Origin of the sequence: Kaistia defluvii (assembly GCF_040548815.1) — a bacterium.
GTDB lineage: Bacteria > Pseudomonadota > Alphaproteobacteria > Rhizobiales > Kaistiaceae > Kaistia > Kaistia defluvii_A.
This window is the reverse complement of sequence record NZ_JBEPSM010000001.1, coordinates 1553286-1569982: the sequence shown is the minus strand read 5'-3', so window position 1 is coordinate 1569982 and position 16697 is coordinate 1553286. Positions and strand designations below refer to the sequence as shown.

Sequence of the window (16697 nt, the reverse complement as noted above, 5' to 3'; positions counted from 1 at the left end):
TTGCCTTGCCGTATGTGGCGACGCATGTATGGGGACCGACCTATCGCTGGCCGATTGTCGATGCGCCAGCCGTTGCAACAGCCAAAGGTTCCGTATGACCCATACACAGACCCAACCGATCGAGTTGCACTACTGGCCGACCCCGAACGGCAAGAAGATCACGATCATGCTGGAGGAACTCGGCGTTCCGTACAGCCTGCATTACGTCAATATCGGCAAGGGCGACCAGTTCAAGCCCGAGTTCCTGGCGATCTCGCCGAACAACAAAATGCCGGCGATTGTCGATCCCGAGGGCCCGGACGGCAAGCCGATCTCGGTGTTCGAGTCGGGCGCGATCCTGCTCTATCTTGCCCGCAAGTTCGGCAAATTCTATCCGACGACCGATGAGCGCGCCCGCGTCGAGGTCGAGGAATGGCTGATGTGGCAGATGGGCGGTTTTGGTCCGATGCTCGGCCAGCGCAACCATTTCTCGGTCTATGCGCCGGAGCGCATTCCCTACGCCACCAAGCGCTATCAGGACGAAACGCATCGCCTGTACGGCGTGCTCAACCGTCGTCTCGCGGATCGCGATTTCGTCGCCGGCGATTACTCCATCGCCGACATGGCGATTTTCGGCTGGGCGGCCGGCTGGGAAACCCAGCAGTTCGACACCACCGAGTTTCCGCATGTGAAGGCCTGGATCGACCGCATGAATGCGCGTCCCGGCGTCACGCGCGGCATGGCGGTGCAGGCTCCTGTCGCTCCCGTCAGCCTGAAGGATGACGCCGAAGCGCAAAAGATCCTCTTCAATCAGCGCGCCCGCTGATCCTTTCGCGGCCTATTGCGGGCTCGTCGTCCCGGAAGCGGGAGGGCGGGCCCGCACTGCTTTTCACTCGGTGGATGCGGGCAGGGTGGCCCGGCAAAGGACCTTTGCTTTCAAGCATATGACGAAAGCGGCTATAAGCGGATACGATCCGTATCGAGCCGCCCGCTTCCTGGTATTCAAGTTGAAAGTTCACCCGATCAAACATACTATGATAATGGAATTCGGCCGGCTTTCCCTCGGGGTGCCGCGTCTTGGATGAAGGCAGGGATCGAGGAAGGGACCCGGCAATGCGTGGTGCCCAGGATAAGACGCGACAGCTTCGCGCGACTGGCAGGGAACGTTCCGGGAGTCTGTCAGACAAGGTCGCAGCCGAGCTTGGCCGCCGGATCGTGTCCGGCGTGTACAATCCGGGCGATACGCTGCCGACGGAGCCGAAGGTGCAGGAAGAGTTCCGCGTGTCACGGACCGCGGTCCGCGAGGCGATCCGGCTGCTCTCGGCCAAGGGCCTGACGGTATCCCGCCCCAAGATCGGCACCAAGGTTCGTCCCCGCGTCGACTGGAACATGCTCGATTCGGACGTTCTGCATTGGCAGATCGACCAGCGCCCCAGCGATGATTTCATCCATTCGCTGTTCGAGATGCGCGAGATCATCGAGCCGGCCGCCGCGTCGCGCGCGGCCGAGCGCGCCACGGCCGAGGAGATCGAACTGCTCGGCAAGGCGCTGGACGGCATCAAGAACCGGGATCGCGGCAGCGTCGAGCAGATCCGCGCCGATCTCGCCTTTCACATGACCGTCCTGGAAGCCTCGCACAATCCAATGCTTCGTTCGGTCGGCGGGCTGATCGAATCCGGCCTGGTCATCAGCTTTTCGCTCGGCTGGCGGACAGTCATGGGAGACGATGCCGTGCTCCAGCACCGGGACGTCTTCGAGGCCATTCGCGACCGCAACCCCGAAGAGGCCTTTCTCGCCATGCGCCGCCTGCTGCGCAACGCGAAGGGCAATGTGTTCGATTCCATCTGGGTCGGCCGCAACGCGGACGCCGACGGCGAGATCAGCGCCGGCTAGTTCATACCTATCGCAATACAGGACAGGCCGCGGGCTCATGCGAAGACGGCCGCTTGGCACAACAGGAGAGAAACGATGAGACTGATGCAGATCAAGACCGAGGCAGGCGCGCGCGCCGTCGTCGCTACGGTGCCGAACGGCGCCGGCGAACGGTCCTACATCGTGCCGGGCTATGCCACCGTTTATGCGCTGGCCCAGGCGGCAATTGCTGCCAAGACTGGCATCGAGGCGATCGTCGAGAAGGCTTCGGCCGGCGCGACCGAGGAAGTCGATCGCGCGGCGCTGCTGGCATCTGGCCGCGTGCTGCCCCCGATCGATCACGAGGATCCGGCGCATCTGCTCATCACCGGCACGGGCCTGACCCATCTCGGTTCGGCTTCGGCGCGCGACGCGATGCACAAGACGCCGGACGAGGCGGAAGTGCTGACCGATTCGATGAAGATGTTCCGCATGGGCCTGGAGAACGGCAAGCCGGCCGCCGGCCAGCAGGGCGTCCAGCCGGAGTGGTTCTACAAGGGTGACGGTGCGCTGCTCGTTGGCCCCGGCCAGCCGCTGACCGCGCCTTCCTTCGCGCAGGATGGCGGCGAAGAGCCGGAAGTCGCCGGCGTCTACATCGTCGGCGACGATGGCCAGCCCTACCGCATCGGTTTCGCTCTCGCCAACGAGTTCTCGGACCACATCATGGAGCGGGTGAACTATCTCTACCTCGCCCATTCCAAGCTGCGTCCCTGCTCGCTCGGCCCGGAGCTGCTGGTCGGCGCGCTGCCGGACGACGTTCGCGGCCGTTCGCGCATCCATCGCGGCGACGAGGTGATCTTCGACGAGCCCTTCCTGTCGGGCGAGGCCAACATGTCGCACACGCTGGCGAACCTCGAATATCACCACTTCAAGTACGACTTCTTCCGCCGTCCGGGCCAGGTGCATGTCCACACCTATGGCACGGCGACGCTGAGCGTGGCTTTCGGCGTCAAGACGGAGGCCGGCGACGTTTTCGACATCGAATCCGAGACCTTCGGCCTCGCGCTGAAGAACCCGCTCGCCTTCGCCAAGGAAGAGAAGGTGTCGGTCACCCAGCTTTGAGGGTTGGCCATGGGGGGCTGGAGGGATACAAGAGCGTAACTCCGAGCCTTGCTCCCAACACCCCCTTCGCCCGGCTTTGTCCGGGCGAATCCCGTTCACGACGTTCAAGGATCATCTGATGAGCGAACTTCACAAGAATTACATCGGCGGCGAGTGGGTTGGCGGCGATGCGCGCCCCAACATCAACCCGTCCAACACGAACGAAGTGATCGGCGAATACGCGCAGGGCACGGCGGCAGACGCCAAGGCCGCGATCGACGCAGCCGCCGACGCCTTCAAGACCTGGTCGCTTTCGGGCATCCAGCAGCGCCACGACATCCTGAAGGCGACCGGCGACGAAATCCTTGCCCGCAAGGAAGAAATCGGCCGCCTGCTGTCGCGCGAGGAAGGCAAGACCCTTCCCGAGGGCATTGGCGAGACGATGCGCGCCGCGCAGATCTTCCACTTCTTCGCGGGCGAAACCCTGCGCCTGGCCGGTGAGATCCTGCCGAGCGTGCGTCCGGGCATCGACGTCACGATTACCCGCGAGCCGGTCGGCGTCGTCGGTCTGATCACGCCGTGGAACTTCCCGATCGCCATTCCCGCCTGGAAGCTGGCTCCGGCCATCGCCTATGGCAACACCGTCGTGCTGAAGCCGGCCGATCTCGTTCCGGGCTGCGCCTGGACGATCGTCGACATCCTGGTTCGCAACGGCCTGCCCAAGGGCGTCGTCAACCTGGTCATGGGCCGCGGTTCGGTCGTCGGCCAGGCAATCCTCGAATCGAAGAAGGTCAATGCGCTGAGCTTCACGGGCTCGGTCGGCACCGGCAAGAAGGTCGCCGAGGCCTCGATCGCGGTGATGCGCAAGTTCCAGCTCGAAATGGGCGGCAAGAACCCGACCATCGTGCTCGATGACGCCGACCTGAAGGTTGCCGTCGAAACCACGGCGAACAGCGCCTTCTTCTCGACCGGCCAGCGTTGCACGGCGTCGTCGCGCCTGATCGTCACCGAGAAGATCCACGACCAGTATGTCGAGGCGCTCGCCGCCCGCATCAAGGATCTCGTCGTTGACGACGCGATCAAGCAGGGCACGCATATCGGCCCGGTCGTCGACCAGAGCCAGCTCGATCAGGATCAGAACTACATCCAGATCGCCAAGGACGAAGGCGGCACGCTCGTCGTCGGCGGCCAGCGCATCGAGCGCGAGAACCCCGGCTTCTTCCTGCAGCCGGCGCTGTTCACCGGCACCACGCCGGACATGCGCATCAACAAGGAAGAAGTCTTCGGCCCGGTCGCCAGCGTGATCAAGGTCAAGGACTACGAGGAAGCGCTGGCTGTCGCCAACGACACGCCGTTCGGCCTCGCCTCGGGCATCGTCACGACGAGCCTGAAGCATGCCACGCACTTCAAGCGCAATTCCGAGGCCGGCATGGTGATGGTCAACCTGCCGACGGCAGGCGTCGACTACCATGTTCCGTTCGGCGGCCGGAAGGGTTCGAGCTACGGCCCGCGCGAGCAGGGCAAGTACGCGGCCGAGTTCTTCACGACGGTCAAGACGTCCTACACGCAGCCCTGATCGGCTGTCGCAAGCGAGTTTCGAACGGGCGCCTTCGGGCGCCCGTTTTCGTTTCGGGGAGGGGTTAACACGGTAACGGCCCGTTACCCTCCCGTTAGTCCGGACCGGGGGGCGCCTGGCCAACATTTGACATGCAGGCATTTGCCTGCATATTCTATCTTCCGACGCGAGAGAGGATCGATGCACGCCGACGATGTCTTCAAGGCCCTGGGCGACCTGACCCGCAGGCGGCTGCTCGACCTTCTCTACGAACAGAATGGACAGACGCTCGGGCAGCTTTGCGAGCACCTCGACATGACGCGCCAATCGGCGACCCAGCATCTCGGGATCCTCGAGGCGGCCAATCTGGTCAGCACGGTCCGGCGGGGACGGGAGAAGCTGCACTTCATCAATCCCGTGCCACTGCACGAAGTCTATGAGCGGTGGGTGCGCAAGTTCGAACAGCAGCGGCTCAGCCTGCTGCACGATCTGAAGAGAGAACTCGAAGGAGAGTAGCCATGGCCAAAGAGAAGACGCGCTTCGTGTACGTGACCTATGTTCTCTCGACGCCCGAAAAGGTGTTCGAGGCCATCACCAAGCCGGAAATCGCCCGGCGCTACTGGGGCCACGAGAACGTGTCCGACTGGCAGCCCGGCTCGGAGTGGCAGCATGTCCGCGCCGATGCCGAGCGGACTGTCCAGCTGATCGGCAAGGTTGTGGAAGTCACGCCGCCGAGCCGGCTGGTCATCACCTGGGCGAACGCCTCCCAGACCGCCGACCCCGACAGCCACAGCCGGGTGACGTTCGACATCGCCGAATATGACGACATGGTCCGGCTGACCGTCACGCATGACGAGCTCGAAGCCGGCAGCGGCATGGAGCAGGGCATCACCAAGGGTTGGCCGCTCGTGCTTTCCAGCCTCAAATCCTATCTGGAAACCGGCCGTGCCATCGACGTCTTCGCCAAGCCGAAGGCTGCCTGATCCCCTCACGATGGAGCATGACGATGACGACATCCTATGTCGGCGGATGCGCCTGTGGCGCGATCCGCTATGAGACAAGCCAGGATCCGGTTGCCGAGCTGCATTGCCAGTGCCGCCAATGCCAGCAGCGCAGCGGCACGGGGCACAGTTCCTATCTCGCTTTTGGCAAGCGGTCCGACATGAAGATCTCCGGCGAGGCCAGCGGATGGCAGGTCGCCGGCGACAGCGGCAACCTCAAGGTCCATGCCTTCTGCCCGACCTGCGGGACGCCGGTCTACGTCACCTTCGTCGCCATGCCGGAGATGATCGCGATACACGCGGCCAGCCTCGACGAGCCGGAGCGGTTCCAACCGCAGTTCGTGACCTATGCCAGCGGCGGCTTTGCGTGGGATACGATGGACGCCGCGTTGACGCGGTTCGAACGAATGCCCGAGGGGTAGGGCACCTTCACCTCTCCCTCAGGGAGACCTTCGCGCAACACCATCCTCAACATGCTGAGGAGGCCCAGAGGGCCGTCTCGAAGCACGCAGAGCGGCGGCGGCACAAGGTTTTGCCCTCAGGCGGTGCGTCCTTCGAGACGACTTGCTCCGCAAGTCTCCTCAGGATGTTGGAAATCGAGATCTGCACAACCCCGAACCTCGGTCATGCGAATGCTTCATCAGGGAAAGGTGAAGGGGACTGCCTCCAAGCCGGTAGGGTCGGCTTTGAATCGGCCCGTGCCTCAGATCGCCGGGCGGTCCAGCACTAGGATATCTTCCCGCGTAAAGTTCACCGTCACCGGCTGGCCGCGCTGGGGCGGGGCGCTGTGGGGGCGGTTGAAGGTGTCGAGCGAGACGATGTTGTCCTTGAAACGGACGCGGATGCGGACGACGGAGCCGAGGAAATGCACCTCGTCGATCGTGCCGGTCAGATTATTGCTGCCGCCATTGGCGTGGCCGATCGAGAGCGCTTCCGGACGCAGCGCGAGGGAGAGGGTGTCCCCGGTGCTGGCGCCGCCGATCTCGCGCGCGGTGACCACTTCCTGGTCGTCGATCGAAAGCCGGCCCGAGGTCGAATCGAGCACGCGGCCGTTCAGGATGTTGAGCGTGCCGACGAAGGACGCCACAAAGCGCGTCTTTGGATAGTTGTAGATCTCGAACGGCGTGCCGAGCTGCTCGATCTTGCCCTCGTTGATGACGCAGATGCGATCCGACATGGAGAGCGCTTCTTCCTGGTCATGCGTCACGAAGATCGTCGTGATCCCGAGCGCACGCTGCACCGCGCGGATTTCCTCGCGCAGCGAGATGCGGATCTTCGCGTCGAGCGCGGAGAGCGGCTCGTCGAGCAGCAGGATCTGCGGTTTGACCGCGAGCGCGCGGGCCAGAGCCACGCGCTGCTGCTGGCCGCCGGACAGCTGATAGGGATAGCGATCGCCGAGATCCGGCAGCTTGATGAGCTCCAGCATCTCCTTGACCCGCGCCGCGATCTCGGCCGACGACTTCCGCGCGACCTTGAGGCCGAAGGCGATGTTGTCGGCGACGCTCATGTTGGGGAACAGCGCGTAGGCCTGGAACACCATGCCGATATGGCGCTGGTTGGGGCGCAGATTCGTGACGTCCTTGCCATCGATGCGGATCGTGCCGCTCGTGGCGGTCTCGAAACCCGCGATCATACGCAGGATCGTCGTCTTGCCGCAGCCGCTGGGGCCGAGCAGCGTCACGAACTCGCCCCGCTCGACGGCGAGATCGACGCCCTTGACCGTGGTCTGGGCGCCGAATGTCTTGACCAATTTCTCGATCGTCAGGAATGCCATGTTCGCTTCCTTGGAAACTCGTTCAACGACGTGTGGTCTGTCGACCCATGGCCGCGAATAGATTGATCAGGCCCATGCAGGCCCAGGTGATGGCGAAGGCAATGATGGCAAGCGCCGCCGGCTCATAGGCGCGATTGGCGCCGATCCGCTGCAGATACGGACCGAAGGCCGGGCGGTTCAGCAGGCTTGCCATGGTGAATTCGCCGATGACGATCGCAAAGGTCAGGAACGCGCCCGAAAGAACCGCGACGCGGACATTGGGCAGGATCACCGTCAGCAGGATGCGCGGCCACGAACTGCCCAGGCTCTGCGCCGCTTCCGTCAGGGTCCGCACATCGATCGCGCGAAGCCCGGTATCGACCGAGCGATACATGTAGGGCAGGGCGAGCGTGACATAGCTGAAGGTCAGCAGAAGATCGGTTCCGCGCGCGCTGGAGGTGAGCGGCAGCCAGGACGAGGAATTGTACATCCGGAGATAGCCGAACACGATGACGATCGCCGGAATGACCAGCGGCAGCAGCGTGATGAACTCGACGATCGGGCGCAGGCGCGGCAGCTTCAGCTGGACGACATAGGCCGTCGGCACCGAAAGCGCGATGCCGACGAGAATGGTGCAGACGGCGATCACAGCCGAATAGCCGAAGCTCGCCTGGAAATAGGGATCGGCCAGGACGATGCGATAGGCCTCGAACGAATAGCGGCCGCGCTCCATACGCAGCGAGAATTCGAACGTCGCGATCAGTGGCACGAGAAAATAGGTCGCGCCGAAGATGACGCCGAGCCAGGGGAAGAAGCGGGATTCTTTCATCGGATCCACCGCCCGGTGCGCGAGCTCAGCCAGATATAGATGCCGTTCGAGATGCCGGTGATCAGGATCATGCCCAGCGCCAGCGCATAGCCGAGATTGGGGTCATGCAGCACGTCGCCGCGGATCTGCGCGTAGAGCAGGATGGTGATGATGTTGAGCGACGAGCCGGTCAGCGCATAGGCCGTCGCGATCGCGCCAAAGGAATTGGCGAAGAGCAGCATGAAGGCGCCGAGCAGGCTCGGCCACAGGATTGGCAGCGCGATCATGCGCCAATACTGCCAGGTCGAGGCACCCAGGATCGACGAGGCCTCGCGCCATTCGCGCTTCAAGCCGTCCAGCGCCGGCGTCAGGATCAGCACCATCAGCGGGATCTGGAAATAGAGATAGGTGAGGGTCAGCCCGGAGAAGCTCAGCAGGTTGAAGCCATAGCGATAGATGTTGATGCCGAAGATGTTGAACAGCAGCGCCGTTACCAGGCCGGTTCGCCCCAGTGTCGCCAGGAAGGCAAAGGCGAGCGGCACGCCGGCGAATTGCGAGGCGACGCCGGAAAAGGTCATCAGCATCGGCCGCACCCATCGCGGCAGCTTGCCCAGCACGATAGCCAGCGCCAGCGCGAAGCCGAGCAGCGAGCCAAGCAGGGCGGAGGCCGCGCTGATCGCGATACTCATCCGGTAGGCCTTGATGATCGTCGGCTGGTTCAGATTGGCGATGTTCTGCAGCGTGAAGCTGCCATCGGGCGTCTGAAACGCGCCGATCACCAGATAGCCGGCCGGCAGGATCAGGAACATCAGCGCGAAGATCAGGAAAGGCACGACGCCAAGCCAGCTCAGCGACATCGGGCGCGGCTTCGTGGTGGCGATCTCGACTGTCGATTGAGCCATGGGCACCCTGTGCTGGCCGTCGGTTCTGGAATGCAGGATGCTGGCGCACCCGAGAAGAGGCAAGGGGCAGGGCCGAAATAAACGGACGGCCCAGTATCGCTTTTAGAGCAGGCTTCGCCGGCATGATCCTCACCTCTCCCTGAGGGAGAGGTCGACGGCCGTAGGCCGGCGGGTGAGGGTTTACACCCTCTCCTCAAGGTTCCCTAACCCCTCACCCGGACCTGCGGTCCGACCTCTCCCGCCGGGAGAGGTGAGAAGCCGGATTCCACCTGGATGGATCCTGCCATAGCCGGCAAAGGGATAAAAAAGAGCCTGGCGGAACCAGGCTCTTCTCTTTCGCGTCAGCCCCGGGGAGCGGGGCCGGAATCGTCGACTACTTGGCGACTTCCGCGCCGACGACCGTATCCCACTGCTTGGAGATCACTTCCTTGGAAGCGTTCTGCTGCGCGACCGTCGGGAAGATGGCCTTGGCATAGGATTCCGCCGGCGGCAGCTTGGCGAGCAGGTCGGCCGGGATCTTGCCGTTCTTGGCGAGATCGTCGAAGCGGATCGGGTGGCAATAGCCCTTCAGCCAGCCGAGCTGGCCCTCGTCCGAATAGAGATATTCCATCCACAGCTTGGCGGCGTTCGGATGGGGCGCATAGGCGCTGATTGCCTGGACATAGACGCCAGCGACGACGCCCGTCTTCGGCACGACGACCTCTGCGGCCGGGTTGCCCTTGAGAATGTCGCGCCAGCTGAGCGCATTGTAGTCCCAGGCGATGATCACAGGGGTCGAGCCTTGGGCCAGCGACGCCGACTTGCCGATGACGGGCACGAAATTGCCCTTCTTGTTCAGCTCGGCGAAGAACTTGAGGCCTTCCTCGCCCGCCTTGGCGACGTCGCCCTTGTCGCCGGAAAGGCCGGCGGCGAACACGCCCTGGATCGCCTGGTTGGCGACGCGCGGGTCACCGGCCAGCGCCACCGAATTGGCGAGGTCGTCGGCGAGCAGGTCCGGCCAGTCCTTCGGCACGGTCTTGACGATGTCGGTGTTCACCAGGAACGACAGCACGCCGTAATAATCGCCGTACCAGTAGCCTTCGGCGTCCTTGGCGGCGTCCGGGATCGTGTCCCAGGTTGAGACCTTGTAGGGCTGCAGGAGGCCTTCGGCCTTGGCCGAGGGGCCGAAGGAGAGGCCGACATCGATGACGTCGGGCGCCTGCGGGCCGGTATTGCCCTTGTTGGCCTTGATTGCCTCGATCTCGTCGCCCGAGCCGGCGTCGGGGTTGAGCTCGTTGACGGCGATGCCGTACTTGGCCTTGAAGCCTTCGATGACGCCGCCATAGCCGCACCAATCATGCGGGAGGGCGATGGTCGTGAGCTGGCCTTCCTTCTTCGCCGCTGCGATCAGCTCGTCCATGTTCTGGCCGAGCGCCACGCCGGATGTCGCGCAGATGGCAAGTGCGGAAACCGAAATCCGCATCCAGTTCGTCTTCATGCTTCTTCTCCCTCGGCGACGTATCGCCCCGTTGCCCCGGCACGGCCCCTTGGCCAGCCTGATGATAAGCCGTCTACTTTCAACGCTAGCACGCATTCTTGAAGCTTGGATGTCGCTCGGAGTCGAGGCGCCTCGCGGCTTTTCGCCGGCTTTGTCAAAGTTTGGCACAACTCCAGCGCTTCCCAATGCCTCCGATTCCCCTCTGCCTGGCGCACGAGACGCGCCCGGCGGCAGGAAGCTTAGCGCAGCCGTCCGAGACTCGTAAGCCGCCTCGTGAAATGGCTGCGGGTCACAAGGGAAGGAGCATTTGCCCGCGGGGGCCGATCAGTAGAGCCACGCCAGCGCGGGCAGGAAGTCGAGATTCTGGACATATTCGAGCGCTTCCATCAGCGGGAAGATCGCCAGGAACAGCAGCCCGTCCAGAAAGGTCCGCTTCAGCGCGTGGGTGGAGAAGGCGACGTCGGGGCTGTCGCGATAGAGCGAGAAATTCGGCCAGAACAGCGGCGTCTGCGCGGCATAGGCGACGAATTCATCGCCAAACAGCGTCCTCAGGTGATCCGCTTCCTTGGTGGCGGTCATGGTGAAGGCGATGTAGCTGAACACGCCCAGCATCAACGCGATCAAGACGGATCCGAAGATCAGCCCGACCCCGACCGCGCCGATCGTCGAAAACAGATAGAGCGGGTTTCGCGTCATCGAATAGGGGCCGAGCGTGGTCAGGGCGCGGTTCTTGCGCGAGCCGATATAGAGAATGCTCCACATTCTCCCGGCGACGCAGACGAGCACCAGGCAGAAGCCCGCGGATTCGAGGAACTCATGGATCTGCCCGGTCCAGTAGGGCCGCACCAGCAGCAGAAGCAGGGCGAAGATCAGCGCGCCGAGCTGAACGAGATGGATACGCAGTCTCTGGTTGAGCGCTACTGTTCGCACATTGTGCCCGCCGCAGGAGGAAGGAGAATTTCGCTTGGGTCCGCATTGTAGCCAATCCGGCCTGGCGAAGGCATTTGAATCGCTGCGGCATCGACGCTCGGCTCGGCGGTGGGCCGGGCGATGCATCGCGAAGAGGTGGCGCTGGCGGGCGAGGGGGCGGGGCCGGTGAACGGGGAGGCGGCTTTCGGGGTAACCGCTAGCGTGGCGGGGATGCGGAGCGAGATCCCGTGGCGGCGCAGGAGGACGCGCCGAAATTCCGGGAGGCGGTATTTTGGGGGCTGTGGATTGCGAAGGGATTGCCGAAACAGTCGCTTGACCGGGCCGCCGAAACCCCCTATCTCCACACCCACGGCGCGGCCAGCGGCAAACGTCTCCCGGCGGATCGATCGATCGGCACATTCGGCGAGACAGCCAAACGGCCTTGTTGGGGAATAGTTTAACGGTAGAACGACGGACTCTGACTCCGTTAGTCTTGGTTCGAATCCAGGTTCCCCAGCCACTCCGCTTTTATCAACAAAGTCAAATGCTTAGATTTTCTCATTAGCAGGGTTCATTAGAGCCCTTTGTTAGCTCGCCGGGCTGTGGAAAAACTATGTCGGCACGGAAAATTCCGCCGTAGCGATTGGCAGTGTATTCCCTTACGCCGCTGCGCGGCTCGCAACTCATGCCAAGGCCAAGCTCAATTCGCCCAACGTCCTGAGTGCCGCCAGGGGCCGTATTCATCCCGGCACCGCCTTGCAGCGCCTCGAAGCTGAGGAGCGAGTGGAGCTCCTAAAGAAAGCTCTCAAGTTGCCGCAACTAGCTCCAGCAACTCTCTTGGTTGAGGGCTATGACCGCCGGCACCGGTATGTATGTAGGCTTCTTCATGCGCCGATCTCCCCGAGTGATGCCGCCCAATTCTCGGTGGACCGGCGTGAGTGGCAGGGCGGGATCTACGCTTCCCTGAAAGCGATTTTGGAACGGACCCATAAAGCTCACGGATACGAAATTCATTCTTTCGAGCGCGGTCGTATCGCGATGAGCTCATGGCGAGCCTTCGCCATGGAAAAATGAACTCAGCGCAGGAAATCCGGAATAGCACTCTGGTCGCTCGCTGCGATCTTGAGCGGAGACGTCGAAGTCGGCCGAGGCGGCGCGGACTTCGGCGACGAATACGTCCGGGAATTCGAGGGTCGGATCAGTAAGGAAGCCCCTGACCATTGATACGCTGGAAAAGGAGAAGCGGGGCGTACCGCGCATGACAACGTCAGCGTGACACTGCTGCAGGGCGAAGAGGCACTGCTCCGGCGTCGCCCCGTGATCTGAAGCACTGCGTCACGCTCAATCCGCGCTGAAAATTAGCTTTGCCCATATAGGCCTACCACCTCAAGATTAAGAAGGAAGCTGTCTACGAGACTCGGCGCTATTCAAGCTGCTGCTGAGGCTGAGATGGCATTGAGGCATTCGGGTTTACCATTCTCCCCGACTCTTGACGGCACCTGGCCCGCTAAAGTGGCAGAAACCACGAAGAACCTGCAGCGAGTTTAGGCAGGTTGGTTTCTCAATGAGCAACCAGCAACAAATCAATCCCGCCTAGAAATCCAGTATTGCGTTCAAATCCGTTTGATGAAAAGTTGCGTATAGAGCAACCTTCGGAGGGCGGATGGAACGGTCTTCCACCATCTGTGACGACACGACAGAGCCTGCGGTCGAGGACGTGCCTGCGTCCCCGAACGGCTTCAACGTTGGTGCACGGCTGCGCGCATTCCGGCAGCAGAAAAACATCTCGATTGATGTCGTGGCGGCGAAGGCCGGCGTCAGCAAATCCTTCCTCAGCCGCTTCGAGCGCGATCTCGTACAGGCATCTATAGCATCGCTTCTGCGCATCTGCGACGCGATCGACGTAAAGCCGGGGGCGATCTTCGATCCGCCGGCGACGAGCTTCGTCAAGGCGGGGCAGGGCGCGCCGATCAATCTCGGCGGTGTCGGCATGCGCGAGCGCATCGTCGGCGGCGTCGGCAACGAACACATGATGACGCTCCATTCCGTGATCGAGCCGGGCGGTGGATCCGGCCCCGAGGCCTACGCCATCCGCGCCGATCTCGACGTCGTGCACGTCATCAGCGGTGAACTCGACATCTCCGTCGGCGGCGAGGACTACCACATGACCTCCGGCGACACGCTGAGCTTTGACCCGAAGATTCCGCATACCTGGCAAAACCCGTCAGCGAGCGAGCCTTGCGTCACGCTCTGGATGATCGTGCCGCCCCCGGCCTGACCGGCCTTCCCAAGCTTTTCCCCGAGGCCGCCATGCAGAAGCTCCACGTCACCGATATTCACAAGCGCTTTGGCGATACCGAAGTCCTGAAGGGCATCGGCCTCGACGCCGCGGCGGGGGACGTCATCTCGATCATCGGCTCTTCCGGGTCCGGCAAGAGTACGTTCCTGCGCTGCATCAACATGCTGGAGCGTCCGAACCGCGGCACGATCCGCGTCAGCGGCGAGGTCCTGGATCTCGTGGCCGACCGCCGCGATGGAACCCTGCGCGCGAAAAGCGCCAGCCAGCTGCAGCGCATTCGCTCGCGCCTCGCCATGGTGTTCCAGAACTTCTGCCTCTGGTCGCATATGAGTGTCCTCGACAACGTGACCGAGGCCCCCGTCAGCGTGCTCGGCGTATCCCGCAAGGAAGCGGTGGAGCGCGCCAAGGCCAATCTCGCCAAGGTCGGCATGAAGCCGGAAACCTACGAGCGCTATCCCTCCCAGCTTTCCGGCGGCCAGCAGCAGCGCGTCGCAATCGCCCGCGCGCTGACCATGGATCCCGACGTGATGCTCTTCGACGAGCCGACCTCGGCACTCGATCCCGAACTCGTCGGCGAGGTGCTGCGTGTCATGCAGACACTTGCCGAGGAAGGCAGGACCATGATCGTCGTCACGCACGAAATGGGTTTTGCGCGCCATCTCTCCTCGAAGGTCATGTTCCTGCACGAGGGGCGCGTCGAGGAGGAAGGCTCGCCCGAGGCCGTGTTCGGCAACCCGGAGAGCCCGCGCCTACGACAGTTTCTGGCAGGTCGCCTTCAGTCCTGAACCATCGCCGCGCCGATTGCGGCTCACGAGATTTCGGCGCCAGGGCCCGGCGCCGGATGCAATGCCAAATAACCCTTTCAGAGAACGAGACTTCCCATGACGAAACTTTCTACCCTCTTTCTCGGCGGCTTCATCGCTCTGGCTTCGCTCTCGCCGGCGATCGCCGAGCAGGTGACGATCGCGACCGACGCCACCTTCCCGCCCTTCGAGTCCGTCGACGCGAACGGCAAGCTCGTCGGCTACGACATCGATCTGATGAGCGCCGTCTGCAAGGCGGCGGAACTCGACTGCAACATTATTGCCGCCGCCTGGGACGGCATGATCCCCGGGCTTACCGCCGGCAAGTATGACGCGCTGATCTCGCAGCTGACCGTCACCGACGCGCGCCGCAAGATCATGGCCTTCAGCGACATCTATTCGCATCCGACTTTCCGCTTCGTCGCCAAGAAGGGCGCCGATCTCGACATCAGCCCGGACGGGCTCGCCGGCAAGATCATCGCCGTCCAGACCGGCACGCCGATGGACGCCTTCGTCACCAAGACCTTCCCTAAGGCGACGATCAAGCGCTACGACGGCGGCAGCGCCCCCTATCTGGAGCTCACCGCCGGCCGCGCCGATCTCCACATGAGCTACGAGGCGCAGATCACGCACGCCTTCCTCAATGGCGACAACGCCGAGACATTCGAGCTCGTCGGCCCGCAATATACCGGCAAGGACGCGCCGGAATTTGGCGAGGGCGTCGCGATCGCAATCAACCGCCGCAACGCCGACCTCCTCGCGAAGATCAATGCCGGCCTCGCCAAAATCCGCGAGAACGGCGAGCTCGCGGCGATCGACGCCAAGTATTTCGGCAAAAGCTAGGGCTGATCGATGCTCGGCGGCTATGTCATATCTGTGCTGGCGGCGGGGTGGATCACCCTGTCGCTGGCCTTCGTATCCCTGATACTGGCCGTCGTGATCGGCATCGCGGCAGCGCTCGCGAGGCTTTCCCGCTCGCGGGCGCTGCGCGTCACCGCCACGCTCTATACCTCCGTGGTCCGAGGCATCCCGGACCTCGTCATGATGCTTCTCGTTTTCTATTCCGTACCCGCGCTGCTCAGCCAGGCGGCGCAGGACTGGGGCTATGACGTCTATATCGAGTTCAGCCCATTCGGGGCGGGGGCTGCGACGCTGGGGCTCATTTTCGGCGCCTACATGGCCGAGACCTTTCGCGGCGCCCTGATGAACATTCCCAAGGGCCAGCTCGAGGCTGCCGAAGCTTACGGGCTCGGACGGTTCCGCATCTTCTGGCGCATCCTCCTGCCGCAGATGATGCGCCTCGCGCTGCCCGGCTTCACCAACAACTGGCTGGTGCTCGCCAAGGCGACGGCGCTCGTTTCGCTGCTCGGCCTCCAGGATGTCATGTTCCGGGCCAAGGGCGCGGCGGAGGCGACGGCCAAGCCCTTCACCTTCTACCTGCTTGCCGGCGGCTTCTATCTCGCGATCACCGCCATTTCGCTCTTCCTCCTTTCCCGCGCCGCCAAGCGCTATGAGCTTGGCGTGAAGGAACTTGCCCGATGAGCTGGGATATCATCGTCGAGAATCTCGGCTTCTATGCCCAGGGCGCGAAGCTGACGGTGCTCCTCACCGTCGCCTCGCTCGCCATCTCTTTCGTTCTGGCGATGCCGCTGGCGCTCGGGCGCAATTCGCACAACCCGTTCCTGCGCAATGCGATCGCCCTCTATACGCTGGTGTTTCGCGGCACGCCGCTCCTCGTCCAGCTGTTCCTGATCTACTACGGGCTCGCGCAGTTCGATCTCGTGCGCGAGAGCCTCCTTTGGCCGTGGCTGTCGAGCGCGCTCGTCTGCGTCATCCTGACCTTCGTCCTGAACACGACGGCCTATACGACGGAGATCTTCGCCGGCAGTCTTCGACATCTGCCGGTGGGGGAGATCGAGGCGGCGCGCGCCTACGGCATGTCGCCCTTCACGCGGGCGCGGCGCATTCTTCTGCCGGCCATGCTGACGCGCTCGCTGACGCTCTATGGCAACGAAACGGTGATGATGCTCCACGCGACGTCGCTCGCCAGCACCGTGACGCTGCTGGAAGTCACCGGCGTCGCCCGCAACATCGCGCTGAACTACTACATCATGTTCGAGCCCTATGTGACCGCAGCCGCGATCTATCTCGTGCTGACGCTCGTGCTCGTCCTGCTTTTCCAGTTCGCCCAGCACCGCTGGGCCGGCTACCTCCAGGCGCGGCTCTGACCGCGTCCTTTCCAGCAAGGATCATCCTTCC

General features: G+C 63.2%; 18 protein-coding genes and 1 tRNA gene. 13 read left to right on the top strand and 6 right to left on the bottom strand.

Going from position 1 to position 16697, the window contains the following annotated elements; all coding sequences use genetic code 11:
* Positions 1–94 precede the first annotated feature (94 nt).
* The 7 genes from ABIE08_RS07350 (at position 95) to ABIE08_RS07320 (ending at position 5909) form a co-directional block, all read left to right on the top strand.
* The gene (locus ABIE08_RS07350; RefSeq protein WP_354549887.1) at positions 95–805 is read left to right on the top strand and encodes a glutathione S-transferase N-terminal domain-containing protein; all 711 of its coding nucleotides are present in this window, start codon (positions 95–97) and stop codon (positions 803–805) included.
* Positions 806–1092: 287 nt separating this feature from the next.
* Positions 1093–1872 carry a FadR/GntR family transcriptional regulator gene (locus tag ABIE08_RS07345; RefSeq protein ID WP_266332778.1) on the top strand — a complete coding sequence of 260 codons (780 nt, stop codon included), beginning with the start codon at positions 1093–1095 and terminating at the stop codon, positions 1870–1872.
* Positions 1873–1947: 75 nt separating this feature from the next.
* Complete coding sequence (gene araD1, locus ABIE08_RS07340; protein WP_354549886.1) at positions 1948–2952, top strand: AraD1 family protein; 1005 nt, start codon at positions 1948–1950, stop codon at positions 2950–2952.
* Between the two features lie 118 nt (positions 2953–3070).
* On the top strand, positions 3071–4507 hold the full coding sequence (locus ABIE08_RS07335; RefSeq protein ID WP_354549885.1) for an aldehyde dehydrogenase family protein: 1437 nt from the start codon (positions 3071–3073) through the stop codon (positions 4505–4507).
* Positions 4508–4687: 180 nt separating this feature from the next.
* Positions 4688–5002 (top strand): ArsR/SmtB family transcription factor, encoded by a 315-nt coding sequence (locus tag ABIE08_RS07330; RefSeq protein ID WP_354549884.1) that lies wholly within the window; start codon positions 4688–4690, stop codon positions 5000–5002.
* A gap of 2 nt (positions 5003–5004) precedes the next feature.
* Entirely contained in the window at positions 5005–5469 is a 465-nt protein-coding gene (locus tag ABIE08_RS07325) for an SRPBCC family protein (RefSeq protein WP_354549883.1), read from the top strand.
* Positions 5470–5492: 23 nt separating this feature from the next.
* Complete coding sequence (locus ABIE08_RS07320) at positions 5493–5909, top strand: GFA family protein (RefSeq protein WP_354551615.1); 417 nt, start codon at positions 5493–5495, stop codon at positions 5907–5909.
* Between the two features lie 281 nt (positions 5910–6190).
* Here ABIE08_RS07320 and ABIE08_RS07315 read toward each other — a convergent pair whose 3' ends face one another.
* The 5 genes from ABIE08_RS07315 to ABIE08_RS07295 form a co-directional block, all read right to left on the bottom strand.
* Complete coding sequence (locus ABIE08_RS07315) at positions 6191–7261, bottom strand: ABC transporter ATP-binding protein (RefSeq protein WP_354549882.1); 1071 nt, start codon at positions 7259–7261, stop codon at positions 6191–6193.
* Positions 7262–7283: 22 nt separating this feature from the next.
* On the bottom strand, positions 7284–8069 hold the full coding sequence (locus ABIE08_RS07310; protein ID WP_354549881.1) for an ABC transporter permease: 786 nt from the start codon (positions 8067–8069) through the stop codon (positions 7284–7286).
* Positions 8066–8950 (bottom strand): ABC transporter permease, encoded by an 885-nt coding sequence (locus tag ABIE08_RS07305; protein WP_354549880.1) that lies wholly within the window; start codon positions 8948–8950, stop codon positions 8066–8068. Before ABIE08_RS07305 ends, ABIE08_RS07310 begins: the two co-directional genes overlap by 4 nt.
* Positions 8951–9323: 373 nt before the next feature.
* Positions 9324–10349 carry an ABC transporter substrate-binding protein gene (locus ABIE08_RS07300; protein WP_436409539.1) on the bottom strand — a complete coding sequence of 342 codons (1026 nt, stop codon included), beginning with the start codon at positions 10347–10349 and terminating at the stop codon, positions 9324–9326.
* Between the two features lie 402 nt (positions 10350–10751).
* Complete coding sequence (locus ABIE08_RS07295) at positions 10752–11357, bottom strand: methyltransferase family protein (protein ID WP_354549878.1); 606 nt, start codon at positions 11355–11357, stop codon at positions 10752–10754.
* Positions 11358–11782: 425 nt separating this feature from the next.
* Between ABIE08_RS07295 and ABIE08_RS07290 the strand changes: the two genes are divergently transcribed.
* Positions 11783–11856: transfer RNA gene (locus ABIE08_RS07290), tRNA-Gln, on the top strand.
* A gap of 524 nt (positions 11857–12380) precedes the next feature.
* Here ABIE08_RS07290 and ABIE08_RS07285 read toward each other — a convergent pair.
* Positions 12381–12596 (bottom strand): hypothetical protein, encoded by a 216-nt coding sequence (locus tag ABIE08_RS07285; protein WP_354549877.1) that lies wholly within the window; start codon positions 12594–12596, stop codon positions 12381–12383.
* Between the two features lie 403 nt (positions 12597–12999).
* On the opposite strand from ABIE08_RS07285, the gene ABIE08_RS07280 reads away from it, so the two are divergent.
* From ABIE08_RS07280 to ABIE08_RS07260, 5 genes are all read left to right on the top strand, one after another.
* Positions 13000–13614 (top strand): helix-turn-helix domain-containing protein, encoded by a 615-nt coding sequence (locus ABIE08_RS07280; RefSeq protein ID WP_354549876.1) that lies wholly within the window; start codon positions 13000–13002, stop codon positions 13612–13614.
* A gap of 32 nt (positions 13615–13646) precedes the next feature.
* Positions 13647–14420, top strand: a complete 774-nt coding sequence (locus ABIE08_RS07275; protein ID WP_266331222.1) for an ABC transporter ATP-binding protein — start codon at positions 13647–13649, stop codon at positions 14418–14420.
* Positions 14421–14516: 96 nt separating this feature from the next.
* Positions 14517–15281 (top strand): transporter substrate-binding domain-containing protein, encoded by a 765-nt coding sequence (locus ABIE08_RS07270; protein WP_354549875.1) that lies wholly within the window; start codon positions 14517–14519, stop codon positions 15279–15281.
* A 9-nt stretch (positions 15282–15290) separates the two neighbouring features.
* Positions 15291–15980, top strand: a complete 690-nt coding sequence (locus tag ABIE08_RS07265) for an ABC transporter permease (RefSeq protein WP_354549874.1) — start codon at positions 15291–15293, stop codon at positions 15978–15980.
* On the top strand, positions 15977–16666 hold the full coding sequence (locus tag ABIE08_RS07260; RefSeq protein WP_354549873.1) for an ABC transporter permease: 690 nt from the start codon (positions 15977–15979) through the stop codon (positions 16664–16666). The genes ABIE08_RS07265 and ABIE08_RS07260 overlap by 4 nt, the downstream gene beginning before the upstream one ends.
* Positions 16667–16697 lie beyond the last annotated feature (31 nt).